The organism is Streptomyces sp. NPDC048291 (genome assembly GCF_043201715.1).
Lineage (GTDB): Bacteria > Actinomycetota > Actinomycetes > Streptomycetales > Streptomycetaceae > Streptomyces.
On record NZ_JBICZC010000020.1, the window covers coordinates 24,071 to 49,066 of the forward strand.

The following is a 24,996-nucleotide window of genomic DNA, read 5'->3' on the forward strand; positions in this document are numbered from 1 at the left end:
TCGGGGTTCGGCGACGGCACGACCCGGTTACACCTGTATCAACAGCAACATCCGCAACATCAGCAACACGCGTCGAGTCGGCGTCACCCGTGTCACCCGAGCAGCGAACTGCAGTACGGCGAAGAGGAGCGGTACGTGAGCGAGAGCAGTGCGGAGGCCGTAGCGGAAGCCGCCGTGGCGGCCGTCGTCGCCTCGGCCACGGGGGCGGACTCCGGCAGCTGGCGCAAGGTGACGGGCGTCGCCGGCGCCGCCATAGGAGTGCTCGCCGCCGGAGCGGCCGCCGGCGTCGCCGTGGAGCGGATGACCGTGGGCCGCGGCATGCGCCGCAAGGCGCGGCTGGCGCTGGACTCGGCAGGTCCCTACGGCACCCTGCGCGGCACCCCCGGCAAGGCGTACGCCGACGACGGCACCGAGCTCTACTACGAGGTCGACGAGGTGGTACCCGACCCCGGCCCCGCCGTCTCGCCGCGCCGCCGCCGGCTCTTCGGCCGCAAGGCGCCCGCGCCCGTCACCGTCGTCTTCAGCCACGGCTACTGCCTCAACCAGGACTCCTGGCACTTCCAGCGGGCGGCCCTGCGCGGGGTCGTGCGCACCGTGCACTGGGACCAGCGCAGCCACGGCCGCTCCGGGCGGGGCGTCGCCCAGCACGAGGACGGGGTGGAGCTCACCATCGACCAGCTGGGCCGGGACCTGAAGGCCGTCCTGGACGCGGCCGTGCCGGAGGGGCCGATCGTGCTGGTCGGGCACTCCATGGGCGGCATGACGGTGATGGCGCTGGCCGCGCAGTACCCCGACCTGATCCGGGAGCGGGTGGTCGCCACCGCCTTCGTCGGTACCTCGTCCGGGCGGCTCGGCGAGGTCAACTTCGGGCTGCCGATCGCCGGGGTCAACGTGGTGCGCCGGGTGCTGCCCGGGGTGCTGAAGGCGCTGGGCACGCAGGCCGCGCTGGTGGAGAAGGGGCGGCGGGTCACCGCCGATCTCTTCGCCGGGATCATCAAGCGGTACTCGTTCGCGTCCAAGGACGTCGACCCGGCGGTGGAGCGGTTCGCGGAGCGGATGATCGAGTCGACGCCGATCGACGTGGTCGCCGAGTTCTACCCGGCCTTCACCGACCACGACAAGACCGCCGCGCTCGCCTACTTCCAGAACCTGCCGGTGCTGGTGCTGGCCGGGGTGCAGGACCTCGTCACGCCCAGCGAGCACAGCGAGGTCATCGCCGACCTGCTGCCCGACGCCGAACTCGTGCTCGTCGCGGACGCCGGGCACCTGGTCATGCTGGAGCACCCGGAGGTGGTCACCGACCGCCTCGCCGACCTGCTGACCCGCGCGGGTGCCGTGCCGGCAGGGGCTACGGTAAGTGGCTATGGAAGCACCAGCAGCACGGCACAGCCAGGCTGAGACCGAGTTGACCGTCACCTCCCCCGAGCAGATGGGGGAGCTGGGCCGCCGGCTGGCGAAGTTGCTGCGCGCCGGTGACCTCGTGATGCTCAGCGGGGAGCTCGGCGCCGGCAAGACGACGCTGACGCGGGGACTGGGCGAGGGGCTCGGTGTGCGCGGCGCCGTCACGTCGCCGACGTTCGTCATCGCCCGCGTGCATCCGTCCCTCGGCGGCGGTCCGCCGCTCGTCCACGTGGACGCCTACCGCCTGGGCGGCGGGCTCGACGAGATGGAGGACCTGGACCTCGACGTCTCGCTGCCCGAGTCCGTGGTCGTCGTGGAGTGGGGCGAGGGCAAGGTCGAGGAGCTGACCGACGACCGGCTCATGGTCCGGATCCACCGGGCGGTCGGCGACACCACCGACGAGGTACGGCACGTGACCCTGGCGGGGCTGGGGGAGCGGTGGGACGCGGTGGACCTCGGGGTGCTGTCGGCCTGAGGGCCGTGTGAACGTTCCGACAAGGCGTCGGCAAGATATTGCGCCGGACGTATCGGCGTGGTCACATGGTACCCAGTCCGTAGTTAGGTCTACCTAACTACGCCCGCCCCCGCACTTCAGGAGGCGCCCGTGTCCGTGTCCCAGTCCGAGGAGCGGCGACCGGCCGCGGTCGCCGGGGTTCCCGGCGTCTCCATGCGTGAGCTGCTGGCGTCCTGCGCGTGCGCCGACGCGGTGTCCCGGCCGCCGAGAGTGCCGGATCCGGCGTCGAGGCCGGTCGCGCAGGACCGCAGGGCTGCCTAGGGGGGTGCGACCCGCCCCGTAAGGGGCGCGGGGAACTGCGCGGCCAGCCACGACGGCGCGGCAGTCGGCACTGAGGGTTCGGCCGGTGGGTCCGTGCGGGTGCGTGGGGGCTGGTCGCGCAGTTCCCCGCGCCCCCAAGCGGCGGCTGCGCCGCCGGTCAGGGGCGCGTCAGCGGATCACGATCACCTTGACGCCGATCGTCGCGAAGTTCCACATGGCGTTGCCGTCGGGGCGGGTCTCGCGGATGCCGCCGGTCTTCACCGTGGGGTCGGGGGGTGTGGCGGCGCGTTGGGCGGTGACCGCGCTGAAGCCGATGGCCGAGCCGTCCTTCGTGGTGGTGAAGCGGACGACGTGCTCGATGGGGAGGCCGTCGGTGCCGGTGACGGCCTTGGAGCGGGACGTCACCCAGTAGGCGCCGAGCGGCGGGTCGATGGTGCCGGGGTTCACCTCGAAGGTGCGCTCGACGCGGCCCCGCTCGTTGACCAGCCAGACCCGGTCGTCGTCCACCGAGTACACCACCCGTTCACCCGTGCCGGAGGTGTTCGGGAGGGCGGTGGGGTGGCGGTGGTCCCGGGGGGCCTTGGCGCCCGGCGCTCCGGGGGCGGGGCTCGCCGACGACCGGCTGCCGAGGCCGGGCGGGACAGTGGCCGAGGCCTGGTAGGCGAGGAAACCGACCACCCCGACGGCCGCCGCGGTCAGGCCTGCCACGACTCCCGAGCTGGTCCCTGCCACGCGCGCCACCTCTGCCTGCCGTAGAGCCTCACGGAGAGCCTCGCGTGGGGCCTAGCCGTATATGTCGTACTTCGTACAGACCGTAGCAGTCAGTGACCGTCCGACCCGGCCGGGCGTGCTCGCGGCGCCGGAGCCGTAGGCTGTTCGCGTGCTCTTGCTCGCTCTGGATACCGCCACCCCCGCCGTGACCGTCGCCCTGCACGACGGTACGGCCGTCATCGCCTCGTCGAGCCAGGTGGACGCGCGCCGGCACGGCGAGCTGCTGCTGCCGGCCGTCGACCGCGTCCTCGCCGAGGCCGGGGTCCCGCTGGACGCCGTCACCGACATCGTCACCGGCATCGGTCCCGGCCCCTACACCGGCCTGCGGGTCGGTCTGATGACCGCGGACACCTTCGGGCTCGCGCTCGGCGTGCCCGTCCACGGCCTGTGCACGCTCGACGGGCTCGCCTACGCGGCCGACATCGAGAAGGGCCCGTTCGTCGTCGCGACCGACGCCCGCCGCAAGGAGGTCTACTGGGCGGTGTACGAGGACTCGCGCACCCGGCGCACGGAGCCCGCCGTCGACCGGCCCGCCGACATCGCCGAGCAGGTGGCCGGGCTGCCCGCCGTCGGCGCCGGGGCGCTGCTCTACCCCGACACCTTCCCGGTCGCGCACGAGCCCGAGCACGTCTCCGCCGCGGCCCTCGCCTCGCTGGCCGCCGAGAAGCTGGCCGCCGGCGAGGAACTGCCCGCGCCCCGCCCGCTGTACCTGCGCAGGCCGGACGCCCAGGTGCCCAAGAACTACAAGGTGGTCACCCCGAAGTGACCGCACAGCTGCGCGAGATGCGCTGGTGGGACATCGACCCGGTCCTGGAGCTGGAGAAGGACCTGTTCCCCGAGGATGCCTGGTCGCGGGGGATGTTCTGGTCCGAACTGGCCCACGCGAGGGGCCCCGGGGCGACCCGGCGGTACCTGGTGGCCCTGGAGGGCGACCGGATCGTCGGCTACGGCGGCCTCGCCGCCCAGGGTGCCGCCTCCGACGACGGCGGCTCCGCCGCGGTCGGCGACATCCAGACCATCGCCGTACGCCGTGACCAGTGGGGCACCGGGCTCGGCGCGGAGCTGCTCACCGAACTGCTGCGCGCCGCGACCGCCTTCGAGTGCGCCGAGGTCATGCTGGAGTGCCGGGTCGACAACATCCGCGCCCAGAAGCTCTACGAGCGGTTCGGCTTCGAGCCCATCGGGTTCAGACGCGGCTACTACCAGCCGGGGAACGTGGACGCCCTGGTGATGCGCCTGATTACCGGGCAGCCCGGCACCGGCTCCGCCACCGGGCCCACCTCCGAACAAGGAACCGAGATCAATGGCTGACGAACCCCTGGTTCTGGGGATCGAGACCTCCTGCGACGAGACCGGCGTCGGCATCGTCCGGGGCACCACCCTCCTCGCCGACGCCGTCGCCTCCTCCGTCGACGAGCACGCCCGCTTCGGCGGGGTCGTCCCCGAGGTGGCGTCCCGGGCGCACCTGGAGGCGATGGTCCCGACCATCGAGCGCGCGCTGAAGGACGCGGGCGTCAGCGCGAAGGACCTCGACGGCATCGCGGTCACGGCGGGCCCCGGTCTGGCCGGCGCGCTGCTGGTCGGCGTCTCGGCGGCGAAGGCGTACGCGTACGCGCTCGGCAAGCCGCTCTACGGCGTGAACCACCTCGCCTCCCACATCTGCGTCGACCAGCTGGAACACGGCCCGCTCCCGGAGCCGACGATGGCGCTGCTGGTCTCCGGCGGCCACTCCTCGCTCCTCCTCTCCTCGGACATCACCTCCGACGTACGGCCGCTCGGCGCGACCATCGACGACGCGGCAGGCGAGGCCTTCGACAAGATCGCCCGCGTGCTGAACCTGGGCTTCCCGGGCGGCCCGGTCATCGACCGCTACGCGAAGGAGGGCGACCCCTCGGCGATCGCCTTCCCGCGCGGTCTCACCGGCCCCCGCGACCCCGCCTACGACTTCTCCTTCTCCGGGCTCAAGACGGCGGTGGCCCGCTGGATCGAGGCCAAGCGGGCGGCGGGCGAGGAGGTCCCGGTCCGCGACGTGTCCGCGTCCTTCCAGGAGGCGGTCGTCGACGTCCTGACCCGCAAGGCCGTCCGGGCCTGCCGCGACGAGGGCGTCGACCACCTGATGATCGGCGGCGGAGTCGCCGCCAACTCCCGGCTGCGCGCCCTCGCGGCGGAGCGCTGCGAGGCGGCCGGCATCCAGCTCCGGGTGCCGCGCATGAAGTTGTGCACCGACAACGGCGCGATGGTGGCCGCCCTCGGCGCGGAGATGGTCGCCCGCAACCGGACCCCGTCCGACTGGGACCTCTCCGCGGACAGCTCCCTGCCGGTGACCGACCCGCACGTCCCCGGCACCCACCACCACGACCACGTCCACGAGGTCAGCAAGGAGAACCTCTACACGTGACGGTCGCGTTGATGTGGGAGGCGCGGGCGGTGGAGGGCCGGGGCGCGGAACTCGTCGCCTGGGCGCGCGAGCAGAGGCTCCCCGAGGCCCCGTTGCGCCGGGAGACCTTCTGGGCACCGCAGGACCGGGTGCTGGTCATCACGTGGTGGGAGGCGTCCTACGACGACTCGGACCTTCCCGAACTCCCCGACCCGCCCCGTGACCTGGTCACCCGGCCGGTGCACCGGTGGCGGTTCGAGTCGGTGGGCGACACCCCCTAGAGGCCTCTGCCGTTGACCGTCAGGGCCACGTCGATGTTGCCGCGCGTGGCGTTGGAGTACGGGCAGGCCTGGTGGGCCGCCCTGGCCAGTCCGGTCGCCTGTTCGTCCGTGAGCGAGGGCAGGGAGATCCGCAGTTCGGTGCCGAGCCGGAGGCGGCCGCCTCCGGCCGGGATCAGGGAGACGGACGCGTCGACCTCCGCGTCGTCCGCCTGGAGCCCCTCGCGCTGCCCGAGCAGGGCGAGCGTGGTGCCGAAGCAGGCGGCGTAGCCGATGGCGAAGAGCTGCTCGGGGTTCACGCCCTCGCCGTCGCCGCCCAGTTCCTTGGGCAGGCGCAGCTCCAGGTCCAGCCGCCCGTCGCTCGTCCGCCCATGGCCGTTCCGGCCTCCGGTGACGTGCGCCTGTGCCGTGTACAACGCGTTGCTCATCCCAACCCCCTGTGTTGTTACCGTAGTTCGAACCTCCCACTTCAAAATCAGGAAGTCAATGACTTATGATTCCGAAGTGGAACAGCGAACCTACAACCAGTACTGCGCCACAGCGCGCACCCTCGACCTCGTCGGCGAACGCTGGACCCTGCTGCTGATCCGCGAACTGCTGACCGGGCCCAAGCGGTACGGCGATCTCCAGGCGAGCCTGCGCGGTCTGGGTACGGGGCTGCTGGCCGCGCGCCTCAAGCACCTTGAGCGCGAGGGTCTCGCCCGCAAGGTCACGCTCCCGCCGCCCGCCCGGACCCCCGCCTACGCGCTCACCCCGGCGGGCGAGGAACTCGGCCCCGCGATCCTGGAGTTGGCCCGCTGGGGCCTCAAGTGGGCGATGGGCGAGCGCCGTGACACCGAGGCGTTCCATCCGGGCTGGGCCGTGCTCGGGCTGCGCGCCTGCTTCGACCCCGAGGCGGCGGCAGGGCTCCGTGCGGTGTACGAGTTCCGCATCGACGACGAGGTGTTCCATGCCCGGATCGACGACGGGACGGTCGAGGCCGTGCACGGTCCGGCCCAGTACCCCGACGCGACCGTCACGATGAGCGAGGAGTCCTTCGTCCGCCTGACCGGCCAGGGCCTCACCTTCGCGGAAGCCGTCGAGACGGGCGTGGCGTCCGCCGCCGGCGACGAGGAGGCGTTGCGCAGGCTGAAGGGCCTGTTCCCGCTGCCGCTGCCGCATTCCCGGAATCCGTAGACAGCGGAGCCGCGCCACCGTCACCCTGAGTGCATGAGCGGTGGCGTTGAGGTGAACGGTGAGCCCGAGTCGTCGGACAGCATGAAGACGTTCGGCGCGTTCGTGCAGGGGCTGCGGGAGCACGCGGGACTGAGCCGGGAGGAGTTCGGGGCGCGGGTTCACATGTCCAAGCACTCGGTGGCTTCGATCGAGTTGGGGCGGCGGCTTCCGGATCAGCGGTTCGTCGAGTTGGCGGAGGGGGCGCTGGGCAACACCGGCGCGTTACGGAAGGGCTTCGAGAGGGTCGGGCGGCAACCGGGGTTCGCGGTCTGGTTCCGGATGTGGGCGCAGTTGGAGCAGGAAGCGGTCGCATTGGACACGTATGAGTGCAGGCTGGTGCCCGGCCTGCTCCAAACCCCCTCCTACGTACGTGCCTTGTACGACGAGGAGATCCCGCCGATGTCCGACGAGCAGATGGAGACGCAGCTGGCGGCTCGGCTGGACCGGCAACGGTTGCTGCGCGAGCGCCCCAACACGTCGTTCAGCTTCATCGTGGAGGAGGCAGTGCTGCGGCGGCGCATCGGGGGCATCGACGTCATGCGCGAGCAGTACGCCCATATTGTGGAGGCGACGGCCCCGCGCAACATCACGTTCCAGATCATGCCGCTGGAGGCCGCGCACCACGCCTGCCTGGCAGGGCCGGTACAAGCCCTCATGACACCTGAGGGCAAGCCGTTTGCGTACTGCGAGGGGCAGGAGAACGGCCGTGTCATCACCGACCCGAAAGAGGTGATCCGCGTCCAGCAGCGCTATGCGAGACTGCGCTCGCAGGCCCTCACCCCCGAGGACTCCGCGAGCCTGTTGGAGCGACTGCGAGGAGCGCTATGAGCAACGCCGAACTCGCCTGGTTCAAGAGCAGTTACAGCAGCGCCCAGGGCGACAGCTGCATAGAAGTCGCCCTGACCTGGCACAAGTCCACGTACAGCGGCACTGCGGGCGACAACTGCATAGAAGTAGCCGTCGCCCCCACCACCATCCACATCCGCGACTCCAAGGACCGCGCCCGCCCCCGCCTCGCCCTCACCCCCGCTGCCTGGGCCCCCTTCGTCGCGCTCGCTGCCGCGTCCTGACGGTCAGTCCACCTCCGTCTCGCAGCGCAGCACCCGGTCCGGCCCCAACCGTCGTACCGGACCGGTCAGTTGGAGTGTCACCGTGCCCTGGGTGTCCGCGCTCGACGCCCCCACCCGCAGCTCCAGTGCCCCCGGCTCCACCACCCGCGCCCCCTCCCGGTCCGTGAACGCCGACAGGTCCGCGTGGAAGTGGAAGGTCACCCTTTTCGATGCGCCCGGGGCCAGGTCCACGCGCCGGTAGCCGATCAGGCGGACGTCCGGGCGGGTCACCGAGGCCACCGGGTCGTGCAGGTACAGCTGTACGACCTCGGTGCCCGCCCGCTCGCCCGTGTTGCGGACGGTCAGGGTCACGTCGTGGGAGCCGTCCGTGGGGATCTCGGCCGTGGCGGGTGAGTCGAGGGCCCACGCGAACGCCGTGTACCCGCGGCCGTGCCCGAAGGGATACAGCGGGGTCGGGTCCAGGTTGCTGACCTCGCCCGCGAGGCCGAGCGGGGGCTGGAGGTAGGTCCAGGGCTGGCCGCCCGGCACGCGGGGGACGCTGACCGGGAGGCGGCCGGACGGGTTGACGCGGCCCGACAGTACTCCCGCGACCGCCGGGCCGCCCTCCTCGCCGGGGAAGAACGCCTGGACCACCGCGCCGAGTCGGCCGTGCCAGCGGCCCAGTGCGTACGGGCGGCCGGTGAGCAGGACGAGGACCACCGGGACGCCCGTCGAGAGGAGTGCGTCCAGCAGGTCCGCCTGAACGCCCGGCAATCCGAGGTCCGTGACGTCGCAGCCCTCGCCCGAGGTGCCCCGCCCGAACAGGCCCGCGCGGTCGCCCAGGACCGCCACGCACACGTCGGCCTCGGACGCGCGTGCCACCGCTTCCGCGAAGCCGGACGGGTCCGGGTCCGTGACGTCGCAGCCCTCGGCGAACGTGACCTTGGCGTCGGGGAGTTCGGCGCGGAGGGAGTCGAGGACGGTGGGGATGGCGATGCCCAGGTCGACCTCGGGGTGGTGGGTCAGGACGTGGGACGGGAAGGAGTAGCAGCCCAGCATCGCTAGGGCGTCGGCGGCGCGCGGGCCGACCACCGCGATGCGGGTGTCGGGGGCGAGGGGGAGCGTGCCGTCCGGGTTGTCGAGGAGGACCACGGACTCCTCGGCCAGGCGGCGGGCCAGCGCGCGGTTCGCCGTCGAGTCGAGGTCGACCGGGCCGTCCTGCTCGGGCTCCGGGGTCCAGTCGGCGTCCAGCATCCCCAGTTCGCACTTCTGGAGGAGGATCCGGCGGGCCGCCCGGTCGACGAGTGACTCCGGGACCATGCCGTCCCGGACCGCCGCCACCAGCGGGCGGCCGTAGCACTTCAGGGTCGGCAGTTCGACGTCGATGCCCGCCGCCAGGGCGAGATGGGCCGCCTCCGCCTCCGTACCGGCCACCCGGTGCAGGGACTGCAGGAAGCCGATGCCGAAGTAGTCGGCGACGACCGTGCCGTCGAAGCCCCAGTCGTCGCGGAGGAGTTCGGTCAGGAGGCGGGGGTCGGCGGAGGCCGGGACGCCGTCCGTCTCGTTGTAGGCCGCCATCACCGAGCGGGCCCCGCCCTCGCGGAGCGCCATCTCGAAGGGGAGGAGGGTGACGTCCGCGAACTCCCGTACCCCCGCCCGGACCGGGGCGAGGTTGCGGGCGCCGACGGAGGAGGCGTAGCCGGCGAAGTGCTTGAGGGTGGCGATCACTCCGGCCGACTCCAGGCCGTGGACGTACGCGGAGCCGATGGTGCCGACCAGGTACGGGTCCTCGCCGATCGTTTCCTCGACCCGGCCCCAGCGCGGGTCGCGGACCACGTCCAGGACGGGGGCCAGGCCCTGGTGGACGCCGACCGAGCGGAGGTCGTGGCCGATGCGCCGGCCCAGCTCCTCGACGAGGGGCGGGTCGAAGGCGGCGCCCCAGGCGAGCGGGACCGGGTAGGCCGTCGCCTGCCAGGCGGTGAAGCCGGCCAGGCACTCCTCGTGGGCGATCGCCGGGATGCCGAAGCGGCCGGCCGCGGTGATCCGGCGCTGGGCGCGGGCCAGTGCTCGCGCGCCCAGCACCGGGTCCACCGGGGCGGTGCCGAAGGAACGGGTCAGCTGGCCGAGGCCGCGGGTGATCAGCTCGGTCCAGTCGTAGTCGGCGCTCATCTCGCGTTGCAGCGGGGCGACCCCGTCGCCGTCCGTGGCGGCGCCCACCCACACCCCGTACAGCTGGGCGGTCTTCTCCTCCAGCGTCATCCGGGTGAGCAGGTCGTCGACGCGGGCGGCGGCGGGCAGTGCGGGGTCGCGCCAAGGAGCGGTGGTCATGAAACTCCCGTCTCTGCTCTCTGCGTGGTTCTCTGCGTGCTCACTGCGTGCTCTCTGCGTGGGTTCTCTGCTACGAACGCTGCTACGAATGTTTCGTACCACACACCGAATGTTCCGGGAACCTATGGCGTGCCAGGGTCTTCGTCAAGGGGGAGCGCGGGGATACGATCGCGGGCATGACGCCTTCGAAGCCCACAGAAACGCAGACGGCGACGCTCGCCGAAATCGCCCGTGAGGCAGGCGTGTCCGCTCCGACTGTTTCGAAGGTCCTGAACGGGCGCGCCGACGTCGCCCCGGCGACCCGCACCCGGGTCGAGGAGCTGCTGCGTGCCTACGGCTACCGGCGGCGCCGCGCCGAGGCCTCCCGGTCGCCGCTGATCGACCTGGTCTTCCACGAGCTGGAGAGCGCCTGGGCGATGGAGGTCATCAGGGGAGTCGAGAACGTGGCCCGGGATGCCGGGCTGAGTGTGGTGCTGAGCGAGTCCGCGGGGCGGCTGACCCCGGGGCGGACCTGGGCGGACCAGGTGGCGGCGCGCCGGCCGCACGGGGTGGTGCTCGTGCTGTCGGGGCTCGACGAGTCGCAGCGGGCGCTGCTGCTGAGCCGGTCCATCCCGTTCGTGGTGATGGACCCGGCGGGAGACCCGGGGCCGGACGTGCCGTCGATCGGGGCGACGAACTGGCAGGGCGGGCTGGCCGCCACCCGGCACCTGGTCGAGCTGGGGCACCGGCGGATCGGCGCGATCAGCGGGCCGTCCCGGATGATGTGCAGCCGGGCCCGGGTGGACGGCTACCGGGCCGCGCTGGAGACCGCCGGGCTGCCGGTCGACCCGGACCTGATCAAGGCGGGCGACTTCCACCACGACGCCGGCTACCGGCTCGGCCTGGAACTGCTGCGCATGCCCGGCCGGCCCACCGCGATCTTCACCGGCAACGACCTCCAGGCCCTCGGGCTCTACGAGGCCGCGCGCGAGCTGGGGCTGCGCATCCCCGAGGACGTGAGCGTCGTCGGGTTCGACGACCTGCCGCTGGCCCGCTGGGTGGGGCCGCCGCTGACGACCGTACGGCAGCCGCTGACCGAGATGGCCGAGGCGGCGGCGCGGCTGGTCCTGGAGATGGGGCGGGCGGAGGAGGCGACGACCGCCACCCGGGTGGAGCTGGCGACCAGCCTGGTGGTGCGGTCGAGCACGGTGGCGCCCGCGGTCGCGTGAGGCGGGCTTGGCCAGAAGTTGACGTATTGACGGGTGGTGGGGGCGTCTCCACACTCCTCCGAAGCCAATCGGTTGCACAACCGAAACTTTCGGAGGCACCCGCAATGAGATCTCTGAGATTCGGCTTACCCCTCGCCGCGCTGTTCACCGGCGCGGCACTGCTCCTCACCGCCCCCGCGGCGCACGCCGCCGACACCCCGCTGCGCGACCTCGCCGCCGCGAAGGGCAGGGTCGTCGGCACCGCGGTCACCGGCTCCAAGCTCACCGGCACCTACGGCGACCTGGCCGGCGGCCAGTTCAGCTCGCTGACCCCGGGCAACGCCATGAAGTGGGGGACGGTCGAGCCCACCCAGGGGACCTTCAACTGGACCGAGGCCGACCAGATCGTCGCCTTCGCCCAGGCCCACAACCAGCAGGTCCGCGGCCACACCCTGGTCTGGCACAGCCAGAACCCCAGCTGGCTGACGAACGGCACCTGGACCTCCGCCCAGCTGGGCAGCCTGCTGCAGAACCACATCAGCACCGAGGTCGGCCGCTACAAGGGGAAGATCGCCGCCTGGGACGTCGTCAACGAACCCTTCAACGAGGATGGCACCTACCGGTCGACGCTCTGGTACAACGGCCTCGGTTCCGACTACATCGCCAACGCCCTGACCTGGGCACACGCGGCCGACCCGGACGCCAAGCTGTACATCAACGACTACAACGTCGAGGGCGTCAACGCGAAGAGCACCGCCCTGTACAACCTGGTCAAGTCCCTGAAGGCGGCGGGCGTCCCGATCGACGGGGTGGGGCTGCAGGCGCACCTCATCCTCGGCCAGGTGCCCGCCACCCTCCAGCAGAACATCCAGCGCCTCGCCGACCTGGGCGTCGACGTGGCGATCACCGAGCTGGACATCCGGATGGCACTGCCCTCCGACAGCACCAAACTCGCCCAGCAGAAGGCCGACTTCAAGTCGGTGGTGGCCGCGTGCGTGGCGGTGAGCCGCTGCGTCAACGTCACCGTGTGGGGCTTCACCGACTCCGACTCCTGGGTGGACAGCACCTTCCCCGGCTACGGCGCGGCGACCCCGTACGACGCGAACTACGCGCCGAAACCGGCGTACTACGGCATCGCGGAGGCGCTCGGCGGGACCACGACCACCCCGCCGCCGACCGGTGCCTGCACCGCCGCCTACGGCGTGACCAGCCAGTGGAACACCGGGTTCACCGGCCAGGTGACGATCTCCTGTTCCGGGGCCGCGCTGAGCTCCTGGAACGTGAGCTGGACGTACGGCGCCGGGCAGCAGATCACCCAGGCCTGGAACGCGACCTGCACCCAGTCGGGCGCCGCCGTCTCCTGCGCGAACGCCTCCTACAACGGGACGGTGGCGGACGGGAGTTCGGTCACCTTCGGGTTCAACGCGTCCTGGAGCGGGAGCAATCCGGTGCCCGTCGTCACCCTGGGCTGAACCCGGACTGAGAACGGTGAGATTTTCCGAAGAAAACCGCTTCGCGGCGCTCGCGCTAACAGTCCCCTAATAATTCGGACTTACGTTCCTGCCTTGTGACGGGACACGCGGGACACGAGGAGCAGGGCGGCGCGGGCAGACGGGTGGGCCGGCGGTCGAGAGCGCTGAAGATCGTCGGCCTCACCCTGGCGGGGGTCATGACGCTCGGCATCGCCGGCGCCGGGTGGGTCTACTGGCACCTCAACGACAACATCAAGAGCGTCGACATCAACAGCGCGCTCGGGGACGACCGCCCGGCGAAGGCGGTGACGACACCGACGGCCACCGCGTCCGCCTCGGCCTCCGCGTCCCCGCTGCCCACCGGCTCGATGAACATCCTGGTACTGGGCTCGGACTCGCGCAGCGGCAAGGAGAACAAGAAGCTCGGCGGCGGCAGCAGCTCGGGCGCCCGCTCCGACACCGCGATGGTCGTCCACGTCGACGCCGGCCGGACCTCCGCCACGATCGTCAGCATCCCCCGCGACACCCTGGTCACCCGGCCCTCCTGCCCGCTCTCCTCCGGCGGCTCGACGTCCGTCGCCTACAACGCGATGTTCAACAGCGCCTACTCGGTGGGCGGCGCCGTGTGCGCGGTCAAGACGGTCGAGTCGATCACCGGCGTCCGCATGGACCACTACCTGGAGATCGACTTCTCGGGCTTCGCGAAGCTGGTCGACGCGCTCGGCGGGGTGACCGTGACCACCGACCAGGACATCGACGACGACGACAGCCACCTGCACCTGAAGAAGGGCACCCATCACCTCGACGGCACCCAGGCCCTCGCGCTCGCCCGCACCCGGCACGGCATAGGCGACGGCAGCGACCTGGGCCGGATAGGCCTCCAGCAGAAACTGGTGAAGGCGCTCCTGGACCGGATGGCCTCCATCAACCTGCTGACCAGCCCGGCCAAGCTCTACGAGGTCGCCGACGCGGTCACCTCCAGCCTCACCACCGACACCGGCCTGGACTCGCTCAGCGAGCTGATGCGGCTCGGGCAGAGCCTGCAGGGACTGACCTCCGACCACACGAAGACGGTGATGATGCCGGTGGTCACCGCGCCCTCCGACCCCAACCGGGTGATCGCGAAGGAGCCGGCCGCGAGCGAGCTGTGGGACTCGCTGCGCTAGGCCGGAGAGGGGGCCGGGAACGAGGCCGGAAAAAAACCCCGGGAAATTCCGGCAGGCGTGTCGATCCGGTGGCGGGCCGTTCGACGCAAGGGTGAGATGCGGGGAGAGACCCCGCAGCAGTGGAACCCGAGGAGTCACCATGCCCCGTTACCTGTCGCTCGTGCGCATCGACGAGAGCTCCGCCCCCGCCGAGGGTCCCAGCGAGGCGCTGATGCAGCGGATGGGCGAGCTGATCGAGGAGATCACCAAGGCCGGCGTGATGCTGGACACCGCGGGCCTGACGCCGACCGCCGACGGCACCCGGGTGCACTGGGAGGGCGGGAAGATCTCCGTCACCGACGGCCCGTTCACCGAGTCCAAGGAGGTCGTCGGCGGCTACGCGATCATGCAGTGCAAGGACAAGGCCGAGGCCCTGGAGTGGACCAAGCGGTTCCTCCAGGTGCACGAGGAGTTCTGGACCGTGACCTGCGAGGTCCGGGAGATCGCGGAGGGCTGACCCTCCTGGCGCACGTCCGGTGGTGGGTGTTGCATGGGGGGCTGTGAGCACACAGCCCCCCGCCGACGCCGACCCCGACGCCCCCGCCGAGGCCGCGGCGGACGCCCAGACCGACCCCCGCCACGCCATCGAGACCGTCTTCCGGCTCGAATCGCCCCGCTTGATCGCCGGTGTCGCCCGGATCGTCCGGGACGTCGGCATCGCGGAGGAGCTGGCGCAGGACGCGCTGGTCGCCGCCCTGGAGCAGTGGCCCAGGGACGGGGTGCCCGGCAATCCGGGCGCCTGGCTCATGGCGACCGCCCGCCACCGCGCCGTCGACCTGGTCCGGCGCCGGGAGAACTACGCCCGCAAGCTCGCCGAGATCGGCCGCAGCACCGAGACGACGGCCCCGCCGGAGGAACCCGCCGACCCGGAGGACATCGACGACGACCTGCTCCGGCTCGTCTTCACCACCTGCCACCCGGTGCTCTCGCCCGAGGCCCGCACGGCCCTCACCCTGCGCCTCCTCGGCGGCCTGACCACGGCCGAGATCGCCCGTGCCTTCCTGGTCCCCGAGCCGACGGTCGCCCAGCGCATCGTCCGTGCCAAGCGCACCCTCGCCACGAAGAACGTCGCCTTCGAGGTGCCGTACGGCCCCGACCGCGAGGCCCGGCTCGGCTCGGTCCTCGACGTCATCTACCTCATCTACAACGAGGGGTACGCGGCCACGGCGGGCGACGACTGGCTGCGCCCGTCGCTCTGCGAGGACGCGCTGCGGCTGGCCCGCGTCCTGGCCGCCCTGATGCCGAAGGAACCGGAGGTGCACGCCCTCGCCTCCCTCCTGGAGTTCCAGTCCTCCCGTACGGCCGCCCGCACCGGCCCCGACGGCGCGCCGGTCCTGCTCCGGGACCAGAACCGGCGCCGCTGGAACCGCATGCTGATCGCCCGCGGCATCAGGGCCCTGGCCCGCGCCGACGCCACCGCGACCGGCGCCCCGGGGCCGTACGCCCTCCAGGCGGCCATCGCGGCCTGCCACGCGCACGCCTACACGTACGAGGAGACCGACTGGAGGTCCATCGCCACCCTGTACGGGCTGCTGGCGGCCCGCTCCCCGTCCCCGGTCGTCGAGCTGAACCGGGCGGTGGCCGTGTCGATGGCGGACGGCCCGGCGGCCGCCCTGGCGATCGTCGACCCGCTGACCGCCGAACCCGCCCTGAGCGGCTACCACCTGCTGCCGAGCGTCCGTGGCGACCTGCTGGCCCGCCTCGGGCGTACCGCCGAGGCCCGCGCGGAGTTCGAACGGGCCGCGGGCCTCGCACGCAACGAGCGGGAGCGGGAGCTGCTGCTGGCCAGGGCGCGCGAGTGCCCTTCGTAACCTGTCGGCACACTGCTGTTCATCTGTAACTCGGTTCCCGCGGCAGGTAGTTGGCCTCTACAGTGACCCGGCCCCTGTACGGGGGCTGTGCAGACCATGGGGGGTCGACAACTTGAGACTGTTCACACGCCGCCGAGGCGCGGCGCTCGCGACCGCGGCGGTCCTGGCCGCGACGGGCACCCTGGTGATCGCGCCGGGCGCCGTCGCCGACGACGCGGGGCCCTGGCCGGGCACCGAGGGCAAGATCCTGATGGACGGACCGCGGCTGGTGGACCCGGCCACCGGGGCGGTCACCGCCGTCTCGTCCGTCGGCTCGGGCCTCTACGGCGCCTGGGCGCCGGACGGCAGCCGGTTCGTCACCGGCTCGTACCAGACGATCAGCAGCGTGCGCACCAGCGGCGCCACGAAGCTCACCCTGCCCCCGGCGCAGGGCATGCGGATCAGCAACGGCACGTACACGGACCTGACCTACGGCTGGAACGGCCGTTACGTCGTGTTCTCCGACGGCGGCCAGCTCGCCTACGGTCCCTCCGACGGCGCCTGGGCCCCCGGCCCGCTGCTGTCGGCCACCCAGGAGCCGGCGACCGCCTGCGATTCCAACCCGACCGTGGACAACGCCGGCCGCGTCGCCTTCGAGCGCCGCAGCGGGGGCTGCACCGCGGACGCGAGCGTCTACGTCTACGACTCGTCCGCGAACACGGTCAAGCTCGTGATCGGCCACGCCGGGCAGCCCGCCTTCTCGCCCGACGGCAGCAAGCTGGTCTTCGTCCGCGAGTCCCAGCTCTACACGGCGAACGCGGACGGCACCGGCGTCCGGCAGATCACCGACGACACGCGTTCGTACTCCAACCCGTCCTGGTCGCCGACCGGCACCCGGATCCTCTACGACGTCCACACCAACCCGAACAGCAGCGACGCGCACAGCACCGAGTACGTCGACCTGACCACCGGCGCGTTCACCCCGGTCCCGACCACCTGGGAGGGCAGCAACCCCAGCTGGCAGCCGGTCCGCAAGAACACCACCGCCCGGGTCTGGGGCGCCGACGCGAACGGCACGGTCGTCGCCTCCTCGCGCTGGAGCTGGAACACGGTCGGCCAGAGCCAGGCGGGCCTGCTGGACGCCAAGTCCGCCGTACTGCTCAACCAGGACGACTCGGCCGACGCGCCCACCGCGACCGCGCTGGCCGGCAAGCGGCAGGGCCCGGTGCTGCTCAGCTCGAAGACGGGGCTGTCGACGGCGGTGCAGAACGAGCTGAAGCGCACCCTGAAGAAGGGCGCGAACGTCTGGATGGTCGGCGGCACCTCGGTGCTCACCACCAACGTCTCCACCCAGCTGAGGAACCTCGGCTACGTCCCGAAGCGGGTCTCCGGCACCGACCGCTACGACACCTCGGTCAAGGCGGCGAAGACGGTCACCACCAGCCCGGCCTACGTCTTCCTGGCCAGCGGCACCGACTACCAGGCGGCCCTCCCGGCCGCCGCCGCGGCCGGCGCCGACGGCACCGGCAGCGCGGGCAGCGTCGTCCTGACCAGCGGCAAGTCGCTGACCTCGGCGGTGAAGTCGTACCTCAACAGCCTCAATCCGGCCAAGACCATGGTCATCACGGTCGGTTCGGACGCGAAGTACGCGCTGACCCACGCGTCGTTCTCGAAGTGGCCGTCGACGTACTACTACTACCCGGTCACGGGCGCCAACAGCGAGGCGCTGTCGGTGGCCCTCGCCAAGTTCTGGTGGACCACGCCGAGCCAGGTCGCGCTCGCCTACGCCGGCTCCTGGCGCGACGGGGTCTCCGCGGGCTCCGCGATGAACATCTACGGGCCCGTGCTGTGGACCTCGCGGCCCGCCCTGTCCGACGAGGTCAAGAGCTATCTGCTGCGCGAGTCGGCCGGCACCCAGGCCGCGATGGCCTTCGGCGACACCGGCTCGGTGACGGCGGGCGCGCTGAACACGGCCGGCTCGTCGATCAGCGCGAGCGGCAACGACTTCGTGTACCAGCCGTACTACAACGGCGTCGCCGCGGCGAAGAGCGCCCTGGCGCTGCGCACGGACGCCGCCGGGTCCGCCCCGGCCGCTGCCAGGTCCGCCGGGACGGCCGACCGGAACCCGAGCTCGCTCAGGACGGCCCGGCACCAGTAGCGGGCCGTGCGGGGGCGCCGACGAGCATGGTGGGCGCCCCCGCCACCCGGGTCAGGAACACGGTCGCCGCGTTCGGTCCCTGCGGCTTGACCTTCCTGCGCAGCTCCTCGGGCTCCACCGCCGACCCGCGCTTCTTCACGGTCAGGTTCCCGACCCCGCGCTCGCGCAGCAGCGCCTTCAGCTTCTTGACGTTGAAGGGGAGTTCGTCGGTGATCTCGTACGCCGTCGCGTACGCGGTGGGGGCGAGCGCGTCGGCCGTGACGTACGCGATCGTCGGGTCGATCAGGCCGCCGGCCAGCTCCTCGGCCGCCTCGGCGACCAGGTGGGCGCGGATGACGGCGCCGTCCGGCTCGTACAGGTAACGCCCGACCGGGCGGACGGCGGGGTCGGGCAGACCGCGGCCGAGCAGGGTGCGCGGGCCGGGCAGGAGGGTGGCGCGGACGGCTCCGGGGGCGCCGGTGCCGAACCAGAGGACGGCCTCCTTCACGTCCCCCGCGTCCGAGATCCACTCCGCCTCGGCCGCCGCCGGAACCGCCTCGTGCGGGATGCCGGGGGCGATCTTCAGCGCGGCCACCCGGGCCGCCGACGCAGCCCCGACCGCCCAGGACAGGGGCGGTGAGTAGGCCTCCGGGTCGAAGATGCGGCCCCGCCCGCCGCGCCGGGCCGGGTCGACGAAGACGGCGTCGTAACCGTCCGCGTCCACCTCCTGGACGTCCGCCTCCCGTACCTCGATCAGGCCGGCGAGCCCCAGCGCGTCGGCGTTCGCCCGCGCCGCGGCGGCCGTCACCGGATCCCGGTCCACGGCGAGGACGCGGATACCGGCCCGCGCGAGCGCGATCGCGTCGCCCCCGATCCCGCAGCACAGGTCGGCCACCGAGGTCACCCCGAGCGCCTTCAGCCGCTCCGCCCGGTACGCGGCGACACTCGCCCGCGTCGACTGCTCGACCCCGTTCGGCGTGAAGAACATGCGGTCCGCGTCCGCCTCCCCGAACTTCGCCGCCGCCCGCTGCCGCAGCCGGGCCTGGGCGAGTGCCGCCGACACCAGTTCGGCGGGGTGCTCGCGGCGCAGCCGGGTGGCCACGGCCAGCTCGTCGGCGGGCGCGGTGCCGCGCACCTCGTCGAGGAGGGCGTGGCCCTCGGGGGTGAGGAGGGGGGAGAGGAGGTCGTTCACCGGGTCATTGTCGGCCAGTCGGTGGATGGTTCGCCTCCGGCCGAGGTGTCTGCCCGGGTTCCGGGGAGAGGGCTGGAAGGATCCGAGGCCATGCGAGCAGTCGTACAAAATGACAAAAATAGGGCGGCTCGGGCCCTCGGTGCCCTCCTGGCCGTGGCCGCCGTCGTCTCCGGCTGCGCCGGACCGGGCGACGAGGCCGGGGTCCGTCCCGCCGCGGGCCAGCAGGCCCACCGGGGCGCCGCCGCCCCCGACGACCACGCCGCCCTGGTCGCCGCCGCCCGGCGCTGGAGGCTGGACGAGGTCCCGCTGCGGCCCCCGGCCCCGCCCAAGTACCGGCCGAGGATCACCGCTCGCGACGGCTTCGAGGTGGACGGCCAGGTGGAGGACGACCTGCCCCCGGTCTTCACCACGATCCCGACCAGGAAGAAGGTCGTCTTCCTCACCATCGACGACGGCGCCGAGAAGGACCCGGACTTCCTGCGGATGATGAGCGAGCTGCGGATCCCGTACACCGCGTTCCTCAGCAACTACCTGGTCAAGGACGACTACGGCTACTTCCGCCGGATGCAGGCCGAGGGCCACACCCTCAACAACCACACCCTCACCCACCCCTACATGCCCGGTCTGACCTACGACGAGCAGAAGCACGAGATCTGCGGCATGCAGGACATCATGAAGAGGCAGTTCGGCCGGGCGCCGACGGTCTTCCGGCCGCCCTACGGCAACTACGACGGCGACACCCTGCGCGCCGCCAAGGCCTGCGGCATCAAGTACGCGCCGATCTGGGACGAGGAGGTGTACGTCGACCACTGGGAGTACCGGGAGTGGGACCGCTCGCTGCACCCCGGTGACATCGTCCTCACGCACTTCCGGGGCCGGAACGAGTGGGACGGCACCATGGTCGACGACATGCGCCGCTTCCTGAACAAGGTCACCCGCGACGGCTACGCGGTGGCGCGCCTGGAGGACTACCTGTGAGCCGACCGGGGGCGACGGCCGCCGTCCTGGCCGCCGCCCTCGTCCTGGCCGCGTGCGCGCCCTCCGTCGACCCCATCGAACGGCTCGGCAGGAAGGCGGCCGACCGGGTGCACCCGCACGGCCCCTCCGGCGAGCCGGCGTACCGCCGCTGGGGCCTGACCGCGCCGCTTCCCGCGGCTCCCCGCCCGCCGCTCCACCCGCTGTCGTTCCGCACCGCCCGTCCCCCGGTCGTCGACCACGTCCCCACCTCCGACCGGGTGGTCTTCCTGACCTACGACGACGGCGCCGAGAAGGACCCCCGCTTCGTCGACATGGTCCGCGAACTGCGCCTGCCGGTGAGCATGTTCCTCACGGACAGCGTGGTCGGCCCCGGCTACGGCCACTTCGCCCGCCTCCAGTCGGTCGGCGCGAGCGTCCAGAACCACACCCTGGACCACCCGGCCATGCCCGGCCTGCCGTACGCCGGCCAGCGCGCCGAGATCTGCGGCCAGCAGGAGAAGCTGAAGTCCCGCTTCGGCATCCGCCCCCGCCTCTTCCGCCCGCCCTACGGCATCTACGACACCACCACCCTGCGCGCGGCGGCGGACTGCGGGGTCACCGCGGTGGTCCTGTGGCGCGCCTCGACGACCCCCGACGGCATCACCTACCGCACCGGCGAGAAACAACTCCGCCCCGGCGACATCATCCTCGTCGGCCCCGACGAGGCCCTCGGCCCACCCCTCAGAGACCGCACCGCCCGCCTCCTGCGCCGCGTACAGGCCAGCGGACTGACGGTGGGCCGCCTGGAGGACTACCTGTAGCGCCACGAATCCAGCCCGTCCGGCGTTTGAGGACGAGGCCGGAGGCCAAAGGGGGGTCTGGGGGCGCAGCCCCCGGGGACGGCCACCACAACCCAGGCCAACCCGGTTTTTTCGGCGCCGCGCCGCAGGCAATTGGCACTCCGCTTGACCGAGTGCTAATCGCGGTCATAGTCTCGGCTCTGGCACTCGGCAGATGAGAGTGCCAACAACGCGACGGGCAGGTCCGGCACCCGCGACGACGGATCCACCTGGTCGCCACCTCAGACAGTTAACCCCGTGATCTCCGAAGGGGGAGGTCGGATCGTGACGACCGCCAGCTCCAAGGTTGCCATCAAGCCGCTCGAGGACCGCATCGTGGTCCAGCCGCTCGACGCCGAGCAGACCACGGCCTCCGGCCTGGTCATCCCGGACACCGCGAAGGAGAAGCCCCAGGAGGGCGCCGTCCTCGCCGTGGGCCCGGGCCGTTTCGAGAACGGCGAGCGCCTGCCGCTCGACGTCCAGGTCGGCGACATCGTGCTCTACAGCAAGTACGGCGGCACCGAGGTGAAGTACAACGGCGACGAGTACCTCGTCCTCTCGGCTCGCGACGTGCTCGCGATCATCGAGAAGTAAGCCTGCGACTCACACCTCAAGCACTCCGCTTGAAGCTGCGCCCCTGGCCCCCGCGATCCTCCGAGAAGCCGGGCGCCAGGGGCGCAGTCTTGTTCACCCAAGAATTCCGAGAGGGCATCCGCTGCCATGGCGAAGATCCTGAAGTTCGACGAGGACGCCCGTCGCGCCCTTGAGCGCGGCGTCAACAAGCTTGCCGACACGGTGAAGGTGACGATCGGCCCCAAGGGCCGCAACGTCGTCATCGACAAGAAGTTCGGTGCTCCCACCATCACGAACGACGGCGTCACGATCGCCCGCGAGGTCGAGATCGAGGACCCGTACGAGAACCTCGGCGCGCAGCTGGTGAAGGAGGTGGCGACCAAGACCAACGACATCGCGGGTGACGGTACGACCACCGCCACCGTGCTGGCCCAGGCGCTCGTCCGCGAGGGCCTCAAGAACGTTGCCGCGGGCGCTTCCCCGGCCTCCCTGAAGAAGGGCATCGACGCCGCGGTCGCCGCCGTCTCCGAGGACCTGCTCGCGTCGGCCCGCCCGATCGAGGAGAAGTCCGACATCGCCGCCGTCGCCGCGCTGTCCGCCCAGGACACGCAGGTCGGCGAGCTCATCGCCGAGGCGATGGACAAGGTCGGCAAGGACGGTGTCATCACCGTCGAGGAGTCCAACACCTTCGGTCTGGAGCTGGACTTCACCGAGGGCATGGCCTTCGACAAGGGCTACCTGTCGCCGTACTTCGTGACGGACCAGGAGCGCATGGAAGCCGTCCTGGAGGACCCCTACATCCTCATCAACCAGGGCAAGGTCTCCTCCATCGCGGACCTGCTGCCGCTGCTGGAGAAGATCATCCAGGGCAACGCCTCGAAGCCGCTGCTGATCATCGCCGAGGACGTCGACGGCGAGGCGCTGTCGACCCTGGTCGTCAACAAGATCCGCGGCACCTTCAACGCGGTCGCGGTCAAGGCCCCCGGCTTCGGCGACCGCCGCAAGGCGATGCTGGAGGACCTGGCGATCCTCACCGGCGCCACGGTCGTCTCCGAGGAGGTCGGCCTCAAGCTCGACCAGGTCGGCCTGGACGTGCTGGGCTCCGCCCGCCGCGTCACCGTCACCAAGGACGACACCACGGTCGTCGACGGCGCCGGTGACTCCGGTGCGGTCACCGGCCGCGTCGCCCAGATCAAGGCCGAGATCGAGAACACCGACTCCGACTGGGACCGCGAGAAGCTCCAGGAGCGCCTCGCGAAGCTGGCCGGCGGCGTGTGCGTGATCAAGGTCGGCGCCGCCACCGAGGTGGAGCTGAAGGAGAAGAAGCACCGTCTGGAGGACGCCATCTCCGCGACCCGCGCCGCGGTCGAGGAGGGCATCGTCTCCGGTGGTGGCTCCGCGCTCGTCCACGCCGCGAAGGTCCTGGAGGACGGCCTCGGCAAGACCGGCGACGAGGCGACCGGTGTCGCCGTCGTCCGCCGCGCCGTCGTCGAGCCGCTGCGCTGGATCGCCGAGAACGCCGGCCTGGAGGGCTACGTCATCACCTCCAAGGTCGCCGAGCTGGAGAAGGGCCAGGGCTTCAACGCCGCCACCGGCGAGTACGGCGACCTGGTCAAGGCCGGCGTCATCGACCCGGTCAAGGTCACCCGCTCCGCCCTGGAGAACGCCGCCTCCATCGCCTCCCTGCTCCTGACGACCGAGACCCTGGTCGTCGAGAAGAAGGAAGAGGAAGAGGCCGCCGCCGCGGGCCACTCGCACGGGCACGCGCACTAGCACCGCCCCGGCGTCGCACGAAGCCCCCGTCCCCGGTCGTCCGCCGGGTACGGGGGCTTCGCCCCTCGCGGGCTTTCACTGTGGTCTCAGTTCTCCAGCGCGTCCAGTGCACCGAGCTGGCCCATCAGCCCGAGCCGGTCGTACTCCCACCAGCCCTCGGCGATCTTCCCGGCGGCGTCGAAGCGGTGGATCGTCGTCCCGGTCGTCCTGACCAGCCCCCGGGTGTTCGGCAGCCCCAGGAACTCCGCCTTCTGCCGCCCCTTCCAGATCCACCGGGTGCACACCCGGTCGTCCTGGGTGAACTGGTCCTCGACATGGAACGTGAAGTCGAAGGCGCCCCGCCACATCTCGATCTCGCGCCGTACCGCGTCCATGCCGATGGTGGCCTGTTCGTTGCCCGGATCGTGGTCGTGACAGTCCTCCGCGAGCAGCCCGTCCAGCGGAGCCAGCGGACCGGCCGCGCCGATCGTCTCGAAGAACCGCCGCACGGTACCGGCGTACAACCGCTCGTCGCGCACCACGTCCAGATCGGTGAACGTCGGCGTCCCGTCGCAGAGCGCCAGCAGGTCGTGGAAGACCTCGTCGGTCTCCGGGAGCGTCGAGTTCCGCATCGCCTCCTCGTACGACGGGAACTCCACGATCTCCACGACGTGCGAGGCGTCGGAGCGGTCCCGGCCGACCACCGCGTGCGTCGCCGTCCGCTTCCCCCTGGTCTGCTCGACCCACCTGTCCAGCAGCCGTTCCATCTCGGTCAGCCGGCTGGTCCTGCACTCGATGAGCTGCACGAACGTCATGACACCGCCTCCGGCCCCCCTTGGTCCGGCCCCGCACGCCCATTTTCCCACCGGACCGGCCGCGGCTCCTGCTGTGCCGCCGTCGCGGTCTACTGCGGCCCGTACTTGCGGCCCGTCCTCGAACTGATGCCGCCCACCAGCCCGCGCGGCGCCACCTTCGCCAGGCCCGTCAGCACCTTGTAGCGGGGATCCGGGACCGACAGCGTCTTCCCGCGCGCGAGGTCGACCAGCGCCGCCGCGACCAGTTTGTCGGCGTCCAGCCACATCCAGCCCGGGATGTTGTCCGTGCCCATCCCGGCCCGCTGATGGAACTCCGTACGGACGAACCCCGGCGCCAGCGCCATCAGCCGCACCCCGGTGCCCGCGAGGTCGCGCGCGGCGCCCTGGGTGAACTGCACGACCCACGCCTTGGAGGCGCCGTACGTCCCGCGCGGCACGAAGGCCGCCACCGACGCCACGTTGACCACACCGCCCCGGCCGCGCTCCCGCATCGCCTCGGCCGCCGCCGACGTCAGCCGCAGCACCGCCTCGCAGTGCACCTTGAGCATGCGCAGCTCGTCGGCCATCGAGACGTCCAGATAACGGCCCTTGTTGCCGAAGCCGGCGTTGTTGACCAGCAGGTCGACCGGGTTCCTGCGGTCGCCGAGCCGGGCGGCCACCGACTCGATGCCGGGGTCCTCGGCGAGGTCGGCGGTGAGCACCTCCGCCTCGATGCCGTGCCGGTCGTGCAGCTCGGTCGCCTGTTCGCGCAGCCGCTTGGTGTCCCGAGCCACCAGGACGAGGTTGTGCCCGTCAGCCGCCAGGCGCCGCGCGAACGCGGCACCGATCCCCGCGGTCGATCCCGTAATCAGAGCCGTTGTCATGGACCAAGGGTAGTTACCCG

Annotated in this window: 26 protein-coding genes; 20 read left to right on the top strand and 6 right to left on the bottom strand. The window is 71.8% G+C overall.

The window, feature by feature from the left end; all coding sequences use genetic code 11:
- Positions 1-135: 135 nt before the first annotated feature.
- The 3 genes from ACGF5O_RS43005 (at position 136) to ACGF5O_RS43015 (ending at position 2,176) form a co-directional block, all read left to right on the top strand.
- Positions 136-1,398 carry an alpha/beta hydrolase gene (locus tag ACGF5O_RS43005; RefSeq protein WP_362591842.1) on the top strand — a complete coding sequence of 421 codons (1,263 nt, stop codon included), beginning with the start codon at positions 136-138 and terminating at the stop codon, positions 1,396-1,398.
- Positions 1,364-1,876 carry a tRNA (adenosine(37)-N6)-threonylcarbamoyltransferase complex ATPase subunit type 1 TsaE gene (gene tsaE / locus ACGF5O_RS43010; protein ID WP_393815388.1) on the top strand — a complete coding sequence of 171 codons (513 nt, stop codon included), beginning with the start codon at positions 1,364-1,366 and terminating at the stop codon, positions 1,874-1,876. The genes ACGF5O_RS43005 and tsaE overlap by 35 nt, the downstream gene beginning before the upstream one ends.
- Before the next feature lie 129 nt (positions 1,877-2,005).
- A complete protein-coding gene (locus tag ACGF5O_RS43015; protein WP_393815389.1) occupies positions 2,006-2,176 on the top strand; it encodes a hypothetical protein in 171 nt (56 codons plus the stop codon).
- A gap of 168 nt (positions 2,177-2,344) precedes the next feature.
- Here the strand turns inward: ACGF5O_RS43015 and ACGF5O_RS43020 are convergent, their stop codons facing one another.
- Positions 2,345-2,908, bottom strand: a complete 564-nt coding sequence (locus tag ACGF5O_RS43020) for a hypothetical protein (RefSeq protein WP_393815390.1) — start codon at positions 2,906-2,908, stop codon at positions 2,345-2,347.
- 148 nt (positions 2,909-3,056) lie between these two features.
- Here ACGF5O_RS43020 and tsaB point away from each other — a divergent pair, with 148 nt between their 5' ends.
- The 4 genes from tsaB to ACGF5O_RS43040 are packed head-to-tail and all read left to right on the top strand — an operon-like array spanning position 3,057 to position 5,605.
- Complete coding sequence (tsaB, locus tag ACGF5O_RS43025) at positions 3,057-3,713, top strand: tRNA (adenosine(37)-N6)-threonylcarbamoyltransferase complex dimerization subunit type 1 TsaB (protein WP_393815391.1); 657 nt, start codon at positions 3,057-3,059, stop codon at positions 3,711-3,713.
- A gap of 17 nt (positions 3,714-3,730) precedes the next feature.
- Entirely contained in the window at positions 3,731-4,258 is a 528-nt protein-coding gene (rimI, locus tag ACGF5O_RS43030; RefSeq protein WP_393815531.1) for a ribosomal protein S18-alanine N-acetyltransferase, read from the top strand.
- Positions 4,251-5,345, top strand: a complete 1,095-nt coding sequence (gene tsaD / locus ACGF5O_RS43035) for a tRNA (adenosine(37)-N6)-threonylcarbamoyltransferase complex transferase subunit TsaD (RefSeq protein WP_393815392.1) — start codon at positions 4,251-4,253, stop codon at positions 5,343-5,345. Before rimI ends, tsaD begins: the two co-directional genes overlap by 8 nt.
- On the top strand, positions 5,342-5,605 hold the full coding sequence (locus ACGF5O_RS43040; protein WP_393815393.1) for a hypothetical protein: 264 nt from the start codon (positions 5,342-5,344) through the stop codon (positions 5,603-5,605). The genes tsaD and ACGF5O_RS43040 overlap by 4 nt, the downstream gene beginning before the upstream one ends.
- Here ACGF5O_RS43040 and ACGF5O_RS43045 read toward each other — a convergent pair.
- The gene (locus ACGF5O_RS43045) at positions 5,602-6,030 is read right to left on the bottom strand and encodes an organic hydroperoxide resistance protein (protein ID WP_393815394.1); all 429 of its coding nucleotides are present in this window, start codon (positions 6,028-6,030) and stop codon (positions 5,602-5,604) included. The two genes, ACGF5O_RS43040 and ACGF5O_RS43045, sit on opposite strands and share 4 nt — an antisense overlap.
- A 76-nt stretch (positions 6,031-6,106) precedes the next feature.
- Between ACGF5O_RS43045 and ACGF5O_RS43050 the strand changes: the two genes are divergently transcribed.
- Genes ACGF5O_RS43050 through ACGF5O_RS43060 form a run of 3 tightly spaced genes read left to right on the top strand, consistent with a single transcriptional unit; the run spans position 6,107 to position 7,887 of the window.
- Positions 6,107-6,778: a winged helix-turn-helix transcriptional regulator gene (locus ACGF5O_RS43050; RefSeq protein ID WP_393815395.1), complete on the top strand. Its 672-nt coding sequence runs from the start codon at positions 6,107-6,109 to the stop codon at positions 6,776-6,778.
- Between the two features lie 33 nt (positions 6,779-6,811).
- Positions 6,812-7,645, top strand: coding sequence for a Scr1 family TA system antitoxin-like transcriptional regulator (locus tag ACGF5O_RS43055; protein ID WP_393815396.1), 834 nt, complete (start codon positions 6,812-6,814; stop codon positions 7,643-7,645).
- Complete coding sequence (locus tag ACGF5O_RS43060) at positions 7,642-7,887, top strand: DUF397 domain-containing protein (RefSeq protein ID WP_393815397.1); 246 nt, start codon at positions 7,642-7,644, stop codon at positions 7,885-7,887. The genes ACGF5O_RS43055 and ACGF5O_RS43060 overlap by 4 nt, the downstream gene beginning before the upstream one ends.
- A 3-nt stretch (positions 7,888-7,890) precedes the next feature.
- Here the strand turns inward: ACGF5O_RS43060 and ACGF5O_RS43065 are convergent, their stop codons facing one another.
- Positions 7,891-10,194, bottom strand: a complete 2,304-nt coding sequence (locus ACGF5O_RS43065) for a glycoside hydrolase family 3 N-terminal domain-containing protein (protein WP_393815398.1) — start codon at positions 10,192-10,194, stop codon at positions 7,891-7,893.
- Between the two features lie 176 nt (positions 10,195-10,370).
- On the opposite strand from ACGF5O_RS43065, the gene ACGF5O_RS43070 reads away from it, so the two are divergent.
- The 6 genes from ACGF5O_RS43070 to ACGF5O_RS43095 all read left to right on the top strand — a co-directional run bounded on the left by ACGF5O_RS43070 (position 10,371) and on the right by ACGF5O_RS43095 (position 18,006).
- The gene (locus ACGF5O_RS43070; protein ID WP_393815399.1) at positions 10,371-11,402 is read left to right on the top strand and encodes a LacI family DNA-binding transcriptional regulator; all 1,032 of its coding nucleotides are present in this window, start codon (positions 10,371-10,373) and stop codon (positions 11,400-11,402) included.
- A gap of 104 nt (positions 11,403-11,506) precedes the next feature.
- A complete protein-coding gene (locus ACGF5O_RS43075; RefSeq protein ID WP_393815400.1) occupies positions 11,507-12,853 on the top strand; it encodes an endo-1,4-beta-xylanase in 1,347 nt (448 codons plus the stop codon).
- A gap of 197 nt (positions 12,854-13,050) precedes the next feature.
- Positions 13,051-14,019 (top strand): LCP family protein, encoded by a 969-nt coding sequence (locus ACGF5O_RS43080; RefSeq protein WP_393815532.1) that lies wholly within the window; start codon positions 13,051-13,053, stop codon positions 14,017-14,019.
- A 139-nt stretch (positions 14,020-14,158) separates the two neighbouring features.
- Positions 14,159-14,515, top strand: a complete 357-nt coding sequence (locus ACGF5O_RS43085; protein ID WP_393815401.1) for a YciI family protein — start codon at positions 14,159-14,161, stop codon at positions 14,513-14,515.
- 43 nt (positions 14,516-14,558) lie between these two features.
- Positions 14,559-15,869 carry an RNA polymerase sigma factor gene (locus tag ACGF5O_RS43090; protein WP_393815402.1) on the top strand — a complete coding sequence of 437 codons (1,311 nt, stop codon included), beginning with the start codon at positions 14,559-14,561 and terminating at the stop codon, positions 15,867-15,869.
- A gap of 112 nt (positions 15,870-15,981) precedes the next feature.
- Positions 15,982-18,006, top strand: a complete 2,025-nt coding sequence (locus tag ACGF5O_RS43095; protein WP_393815403.1) for a cell wall-binding repeat-containing protein — start codon at positions 15,982-15,984, stop codon at positions 18,004-18,006.
- Here ACGF5O_RS43095 and ACGF5O_RS43100 read toward each other — a convergent pair.
- Positions 17,984-19,177, bottom strand: coding sequence for a methyltransferase domain-containing protein (locus ACGF5O_RS43100; protein WP_393815404.1), 1,194 nt, complete (start codon positions 19,175-19,177; stop codon positions 17,984-17,986). The two genes, ACGF5O_RS43095 and ACGF5O_RS43100, sit on opposite strands and share 23 nt — an antisense overlap.
- Positions 19,178-19,267: 90 nt before the next feature.
- Between ACGF5O_RS43100 and ACGF5O_RS43105 the strand changes: the two genes are divergently transcribed.
- From ACGF5O_RS43105 to groL, 4 genes are all read left to right on the top strand, one after another.
- Positions 19,268-20,155 (top strand): polysaccharide deacetylase family protein, encoded by an 888-nt coding sequence (locus ACGF5O_RS43105; RefSeq protein ID WP_393815405.1) that lies wholly within the window; start codon positions 19,268-19,270, stop codon positions 20,153-20,155.
- Positions 20,152-20,955, top strand: a complete 804-nt coding sequence (locus ACGF5O_RS43110; RefSeq protein ID WP_393815406.1) for a polysaccharide deacetylase family protein — start codon at positions 20,152-20,154, stop codon at positions 20,953-20,955. The genes ACGF5O_RS43105 and ACGF5O_RS43110 overlap by 4 nt, the downstream gene beginning before the upstream one ends.
- A 303-nt stretch (positions 20,956-21,258) precedes the next feature.
- Positions 21,259-21,567, top strand: coding sequence for a co-chaperone GroES (groES, locus tag ACGF5O_RS43115; protein ID WP_381101379.1), 309 nt, complete (start codon positions 21,259-21,261; stop codon positions 21,565-21,567).
- A 126-nt stretch (positions 21,568-21,693) separates the two neighbouring features.
- Positions 21,694-23,319 carry a chaperonin GroEL gene (groL, locus tag ACGF5O_RS43120; RefSeq protein ID WP_393815407.1) on the top strand — a complete coding sequence of 542 codons (1,626 nt, stop codon included), beginning with the start codon at positions 21,694-21,696 and terminating at the stop codon, positions 23,317-23,319.
- A gap of 86 nt (positions 23,320-23,405) precedes the next feature.
- Here the strand turns inward: groL and ACGF5O_RS43125 are convergent, their stop codons facing one another.
- Together ACGF5O_RS43125 and ACGF5O_RS43130 are read right to left on the bottom strand one after the other, a co-directional pair.
- Complete coding sequence (locus tag ACGF5O_RS43125) at positions 23,406-24,113, bottom strand: ester cyclase (protein ID WP_393815408.1); 708 nt, start codon at positions 24,111-24,113, stop codon at positions 23,406-23,408.
- Positions 24,114-24,202: 89 nt separating this feature from the next.
- Positions 24,203-24,976: an SDR family NAD(P)-dependent oxidoreductase gene (locus tag ACGF5O_RS43130; protein ID WP_393815409.1), complete on the bottom strand. Its 774-nt coding sequence runs from the start codon at positions 24,974-24,976 to the stop codon at positions 24,203-24,205.
- Positions 24,977-24,996: the final 20 nt, after the last annotated feature.